Origin of the sequence: Kocuria sp. NPDC057446 (assembly GCF_042802875.1) — a bacterium.
Lineage (GTDB): Bacteria > Actinomycetota > Actinomycetes > Actinomycetales > Micrococcaceae > Kocuria.
In genome coordinates this window covers 1-6,623 of sequence record NZ_JBHVDI010000183.1, presented here as the reverse complement: position 1 = coordinate 6,623, position 6,623 = coordinate 1, and the positions used below count along the sequence as shown (strand labels likewise).

Annotated in this window: 6 protein-coding genes; 1 reads left to right on the top strand and 5 read right to left on the bottom strand. The window is 74.3% G+C overall.

Features of this window, described 5'->3' with window-relative positions; genetic code table 11:
* Nucleotides 1–40: 40 nt before the first annotated feature.
* From ACFU0Y_RS16215 to ACFU0Y_RS16195, 5 genes are all read right to left on the bottom strand, one after another.
* Entirely contained in the window at nt 41–934 is an 894-nt protein-coding gene (locus ACFU0Y_RS16215; protein WP_380215677.1) for a universal stress protein, read from the bottom strand.
* Between the two features lie 40 nt (nt 935–974).
* Nucleotides 975–1,952 carry a universal stress protein gene (locus ACFU0Y_RS16210; RefSeq protein ID WP_380215675.1) on the bottom strand — a complete coding sequence of 326 codons (978 nt, stop codon included), beginning with the start codon at nt 1,950–1,952 and terminating at the stop codon, nt 975–977.
* 51 nt (nt 1,953–2,003) lie between these two features.
* Complete coding sequence (locus ACFU0Y_RS16205) at nt 2,004–3,356, bottom strand: MATE family efflux transporter (protein ID WP_380215673.1); 1,353 nt, start codon at nt 3,354–3,356, stop codon at nt 2,004–2,006.
* 77 nt (nt 3,357–3,433) lie between these two features.
* A complete protein-coding gene (locus tag ACFU0Y_RS16200) occupies nt 3,434–4,891 on the bottom strand; it encodes a benzaldehyde dehydrogenase (protein WP_380215671.1) in 1,458 nt (485 codons plus the stop codon).
* A 129-nt stretch (nt 4,892–5,020) separates the two neighbouring features.
* On the bottom strand, nt 5,021–5,398 hold the full coding sequence (locus ACFU0Y_RS16195) for an RNA-binding S4 domain-containing protein (RefSeq protein ID WP_380215669.1): 378 nt from the start codon (nt 5,396–5,398) through the stop codon (nt 5,021–5,023).
* Between the two features lie 308 nt (nt 5,399–5,706).
* Between ACFU0Y_RS16195 and ACFU0Y_RS16190 the strand changes: the two genes are divergently transcribed.
* Nucleotides 5,707–6,555: an ABC transporter substrate-binding protein gene (locus tag ACFU0Y_RS16190; protein ID WP_380215667.1), complete on the top strand. Its 849-nt coding sequence runs from the start codon at nt 5,707–5,709 to the stop codon at nt 6,553–6,555.
* Nucleotides 6,556–6,623: the final 68 nt, after the last annotated feature.

Genomic DNA, 6,623 nt, shown 5'->3' with positions numbered 1-6,623 from the left:
CGCCACGGCCGGCCGGGGGCTCCCCCTGCGGGCGGACGGGTCAGCCCTTCCGGCGCGCCGGGACCACCATGACCGGGCCCTCGCCCTCGGTCAGCACGGCCTGCGAGACGGAGCCCATGAGCAGTCCCCGGAACCCGCCGTAGCCGCGGCTGCCGACCACCACGAGCTCCGCCGACCGCCCGGCCTCCACGAGCTGGTCCGCCGGCACCCCGGAGAACACGAACGTCTCGACGTCGAGGTCCGGGTGGTCCTCCCGGACCGACTCCGCCACCTGGTCCACGAGGGACCGGGCCGGCTCGGTGAGCTGCTCGCGCACGGCCCGGTCCAGCTCGGCGGAGCCCGTCGGCATGCTCTGCGCCTCCGGGACCACGGTGAGCAGGGCCAGGCCCGCGCCGTGCCGCGCCGCGTACCGCCCGGCCGCCAGGACGGCCGGGTTGTCCCGGCCGAGCCGGTCGACGCCGACCACCACGCGCCCCGCCAGGGGGCCGGCCGCGCCGCGTGCGGCCCGGGCCTGCGGGTCCCAGCGGTCCGGGAGCACGATCACGGGGCACTTCGCGTGCGCCGCGGTCGCGGCCGTGACCGAGCCGAGCCGTCCGCGCACCCCGCGCCGGCCCCGGCGGCCGAGCACGAGGGCCGCGGCGCCCTCCGACTCGTGCACCAGCACCCCGGCCGCGTCACCGCGCTCGACCACCGCGACCGCCGGCACGCCGGCGTCCTGGGCCCGGCGCACGGCGGCGGCGGCGACCTTGTCCGCCTCCTCCTCGATCGCCTCCAGGAACGGTCCGTAGAGACTGGGGTCCACGGCCACGGGCCGTCCCATGGAGACCACGACCCTGAGCTCGCCGGCGAGGGCGCCGGTCTCCCGGATCGCCCAGTCGAGGGCCCGTTCGCTGTTCTCGGAGCCGTCGTAGCCGACGACGATCTGTTCCGTCATGGGGCGCCGCCTCCTGGTCTCGCCGTGCGGGGTGGGGTGCTCAGGAACGGTGCGCGGGCACCACCATGACCGGGCCGGCGGCGTTCTCCAGCACCGCCTGGGACACCGAGCCGAGCAGCAGCCCCCGGAAGCCGCCGATGCCGCGGGAGCCCACCACGACCATGTCCGCGGTGTGCGTGGCGTTCATCAGGATGCGGGCCGGACGGCCCACGAAGATGTGGTGCTCGACCGTCAGCCCGGGATGCTGGGCGGCGATCTCGTCGGAGATCTGGGTGAGCTTCTGGTCCGCCTCGTGGAAGTACCGGGCCTGGTTGAACTCGTCCTGGAACCAGGCGGGCGTGCCGGACAGGGCGCCGTTCACGGAGACCAGAGTCAGGGCCGTGCCGTGCTCCTGGGCGTACGCCACGGCCTTCCCCAGGGCGGGGCTGCGCGCGCCGAGGGCGTCCAGACCCACGACCACGCGCCCGGTGAAGTCGATCTGGTCGGCCTTGACCGGCCCGTCGGCCTCGAGCGCGAAGTCGCCCGCGCCGCCGCGCCGCTCGGACTGCCGGCTCTCCGCGGCCTCGGGGACGATGATGACCGGGCTCTTGGCGTGCGCCGCGACCGCCGCGGACACGGAGCCCAGCCGGCCGCGCAGCGCGCCGCCGCGGCCGCGCTTGCCCATGACCACCAGCGCGGCCCGCCCGGACTGCTCCACGACGGCCTTGGCGGCGTCCCCGCCGGCCTCCACCACCTCCACGGGCAGCCCCGCCGCCTCCACGGTCTGCCGGGCCTCGGCCAGGTGGTCGGCGTTCTCCTTCATGACGGCCTCGGTGAACCGCATCTCGAGGCCGGGGTCCCCGACCCCGATGACCGGGTAGGCGCCCAGCAGGCGCACGGTCAGGTCCTGGGCCCGGGCCTCGTCGATGGCGCGCTCGAGCGCGTGGCGGGCCTGGTCGGAGCCGTCGATGCCGACGAGCACGACGTTGTGCCCGGAGTCGGCGGTGGACTGGTTCTCTGCGCGGGAATCACTGTTCATGTTTGCATCGTAGGTGATCCGCCCCACATCCCCCGGGTGCGTCCCGGGTTGTTACCGGGCGTTCCGGAGCAGCCAGGAGTCACCGCGGGCGCGCAGCCCCAGGGTCAGGGCCCGGGCGCCCAGGTAGCCGCCGGCGTAGGCGGTCCACAGCCACACGAACCCTGCGGTGCCCGTCCCGGCGGAGTCCGCCACGAGCAGCAGCAGCGGGGCGTAGACCACCAGGTTGAGCACCCCGGCCACCGCGAGGTAGCGCGCGTCGCCGGCGCCGATGAGCACCCCGTCCAGGACGAAGACGTACGCGGCCAGCGGCTGGCCGACCGCCACCACGAGCAGGGCCGCGGCGAACAGGGCCTGCACCGCGGGATCGGGGCTGAGCAGGAACCCCAGTCGCGTGCCGACCAAGGCCACGAGGAGACCCGTGACCACGCCGAAGCCGAGCCCCCACAGGACCAGCCGGTTCATGAGGGCCCGGACGGCCCGCCGCTGCGCGGGATCGGTCACGTCCCGCGCCCCCATGTCCCGGCCCAGCAGGGCCTGCGCCGCGATGGCGAGGGCGTCGAGGGCGAAGGCCAGGAAGTTGAAGACCGTCATCACGAGCTGGTGCGCGGCGAGGTTCTGGGCGCCCTGTCCCGTGACCACCAGGACGGTCGCGAGGATCGCGACCCGCAGGGAGACCGTGCGCAGCATGAGCCAGGAGCCCACCGTGAGGTGCGAGCGCAGCCGGGGCCACGTGGTCGCGGGCCCCACGCCGTGCTCGCGGGCGAGCCGGCGGAGGATCCGCAGGTACGCCAGCGCCATGGCCCACTGCACGGCACTCGTGCCGATCGCCGCCCCGGCCACCCCCAGGCCCGCGCCGTGCACGAGCAGCAGGTTGAGCCCGGCGTTGGCCGCGGCACCGACGCCCGCGATGAGCAGCGGGGTCCTGGTGTCCTGGAGCCCGCGCAGCACGCCGGTGGCCGCGAGCACCAGGAGCATGGCGGTCAGCCCGGGCAGGGACCAGTGCAGATAGACGACGGCGTGCTCCAGGACCTCGCCGCGGGCGCCCATCAGGGCCAGCAGCGGACGGCCCAGCACCCAGCCCCCCGCGGACAGGAGCAGGCCGAGCCCGGCCGCCACCCACAGCCCGTCCCGGCCCACCGCCACGGCCTCCTGGAGCCGGCCCGCGCCGAGGTGCCGGGCGACCGCCGGGGTGGTGCTGTAGGCGAGGAAGACCATGAGGCCCACGACCGTCTGCAGGACGGCCGCGGCCACGCCCACGCCGGCGAGCTGAGGGGTCCCGAGGTGGCCGACGATCGCGGAGTCCGCCAGCAGGAACAGCGGCTCGGCCACGAGCGCCCCGAACGCCGGAACGGCCAGGGCCAGGATCTGCCGGTTGAGGCCGCGGGGGCGGGAGGTCGTCGTCACCGGTCCAGGCTACCGACGACCTCCCGCCCCCGCGGCGCACGCCCGTCCGGACGGCACCCGCCCGGACGGGCCGGGGCTCAGAACGGGTAGTGCGGCACGTCCGGGCTGATCGTGATCCACTGCGTCTCGGTGAACGCGTCGATGTTGGCGGTGGGTCCGCCGAAGCGGGAGCCGGTGCCCGAGGCGCCCATGCCGCCGAAGGGGGCGTTGGCCTCGTCGGCGACCGTCATCTCGTTGATGTGGATCTTGCCCGAGCGGATCCGGTCGGCGATCTTCATGGCCTCGCCGACGTCGCCGATGATGGACACCGACAGCCCGTACTCGGAGGCGTTGGCGAACTCCACCGCCTCCTCGGCGCTGGACACCTTCATCACGGGCGCCACCGGACCGAAGATCTCGTCCTTCCAGGCCGTCATCTCGTGGGTCAGCTCGGAGAGCACCGTGGGCCGGTAGAACAGCCCGTCGTGGGAGCCCCCGGCCACCACCCGGGCGCCGGCGATGGCGGTCTCCTGCACGATCGCGTCGATGGCCTTGAGCTGGCGCTCGTCGATGATCGGGCCCAGGTGCACGGGCCCGCCGGCAGGATCCCCCACGACCAGGGCCTCGGCCTTCGCCGCGAGCTTGTCCACGTACTCGTCGTGCAGGTCCTCGTGCACCAGGTGGCGCCCCGTGGTCATGCAGATCTGGCCCTGGTGGAAGAAGGAGCCCATCGCCCCCACCCCGGCGGCCAGGTCCACGTCCGCCCCGGGCAGGACGATGACCACGTTGTTGCCGCCCAGCTCCAGGTGGGCGCGCTTGAGGTGCTGCGCTGCGGCCGCACCCACGTGCCGGCCGGCCGCCGTGGACCCCGTGAAGGACACGACGTCCACCTGCGGGGCCTCGACCGCGGCGGCCCCGACGTCACCGCCGCCGGGCAGCAGCTGCAGGACCCCGGACGGCAGCCCGGCCTCCTCGAACACGCGCATGATGAGCGCGCCGCCGGTGACCGAGGTGCGGGGGTCCGGCTTGAGCAGCACCGCGTTGCCCAGGGCCAGGGCCGGGGCCACCGAGCGGATCGAGAGGATCAGCGGGAAGTTGAACGGCGAGATCACCGAGACCACCCCGACCGGCACCCGCCGGGACAGCGACCAGTGCGGGGCGTCGGAGGGCAGGTACTCCCCGTGCGGGTGGGTCGGCAGCGCGGAGGCCTCGTAGCACTCCGCGGCCGCGACCGAGGCCTCCAGCCCGGCCTTGGGCGGGATCGCCCCGGTCTCCCGGACCACCCAGTCCACGACCTCCTCGGCGTGCTCCTCGAACAGCAGCCCGGCGCGGCGGAGCACCGCGGCGCGCTCGGAGGGCTTCAGCGCCGCCCACTCCTTCTGGGCCGCCGCGGCCTTCTCGGCCGCCTCGTGGACGTCCTCGGGCGAGGCGAAGCCGATCTGCCCGAGCGTCTCGTCCGTCGACGGGTTCGTGACGTCCTCGGTGCCGCCGCGGCCCTCGCGCCATCCGTTGACGTAGATCTTTCCGGTCCACACCGATGTGTCCAGCAGTGCCATGGGGCGAGCTCCTCCGGTTGCGGCCGCGCGTCGGACCGCCGGACGGCGGGGTGACCCACGGCACACGTGCAGTGGGGATTATTCTGCCCCTTCCTGGGAACGCGCACGGAACGCCGCCCGGCCGGCGGCTCACAGCCCCCGGAGGCGGTCCATCTCCCGGCGGTCCTTCTTGGTCGGCCGGCCCGTGCCCCGGTCCCGCCGCGGGACGGCCGCGTGCAGCGCCGGGGGCGGGGGCGGGCTGTGGTCGACGTAGGCCTTCGCGGCGACCGGCGCGCCGACGCGCTTGGTCAGCAGCTGCACCACCTCCAGGACCTGCTCGTGGCCGGGGCGGCGCACGGCCACCCGCTGGCCGGGCCGCACCGGCTGGGCGGCCTTGACCGAGGTGCCGTCGATCTTCACGTGCCCGGCGCGGCACGCGGCCGTGGCGGCGGAGCGGGTCTTGAACACGCGCACCGCCCACAGCCACACGTCCACGCGCACGCTCGCGGGAGCCGGCGGTGCGGTCATCGCGCGGCCCGTTCGCCGCGGCGCTGGTCCTCGATGCGGGTCATGGGCCCATTGTGCCGAATCCGCCCCACTCGGGCGCACCGTGGCGCACCCGCCGGATGCGCCGCCCCGGACGGCGGGCCGGGCGGGATGACCGGGGAGGCGTGGCCCGGAGAGGGGACAACGAATTGACTACCGACCAGTGGTGTGCAACATCCCGGCAACGCCCGAACACCTACACTGAGGCACATTCACCGGCGGACCGCGCGCCGGGCACGCCGCCGTGCAGCCGGTACGCGACCGTCACCTCCCGAGGGAAGGACAGATCCATGAAGAGCAGGTTCCACGGGGCAGCGACCCTGTCCGTGCTGGCCGTCTCCGCGCTGGCCCTGAGCGCGTGCACGAGCACCGACGACGGCGGGGACGCCGGCGGCGGTGAGACGAGCGCGAACGGCGGGGAGATCAGCCTGATCACCCCGGGCACCCTCACGGTGTGCTCGGACATCCCCTACCGCCCCTTCGAGTTCACGGAGGACGGGGAGACCGTCGGCTTCGACATCGACCTGGTGAACAACATCGCCGAGGACATGGGGGTCGGGACGGAGTTCCTCCGCACCTCTTTCGAGGGCATCCAGTCGGGTGTGGCCCTGGACTCGAACCAGTGCGACCTCGCCGCCTCGGGGATGACCATCAACGAGGAGCGGGAGTCCGTCATGGACTTCTCCGAGCCCTACCTCGACGACAACCTCGCGCTGCTGGTCGCCCCGGGCGCGGACATCGACTCGGTGGCCGACGTCCAGGGCAAGCGCGTGGGCGTGCAGCAGGCCACCACGGGCGAGACCCAGGCCCAGGAGAACAACGCCGAGGTCGTGCAGTACGAGGACTCGGCCCTGATGATCCAGGGGCTCAACACCGGTGACGTCGAGGCCGTCATCGGCAACATCTCCGTGATGGGTCCGGCCATCACCGACAACCCGGAGCTGCGCCTGGTCGAGGAGATCGAGACCGGCGAGCAGCTGGGCCTGGCCGTGAAGACCGGCAACACGGCCCTGCTCGACCAGGTCAACGAGTCGCTGGCGACCATGCGGGAGGACGGCACCCTCGAGGAGCTCGAGGGCAAGTGGCTGGGCACCGGTGAGGCCGCCGGAGCGGAGAGCCCGGAGCCGGCCGCGAGCTGATCCGTCGCCGCACCCGCCGGGCGGATGTGACGAGCGGCACGGACGCCGTGGCCCGCGCGAGGCGGGCC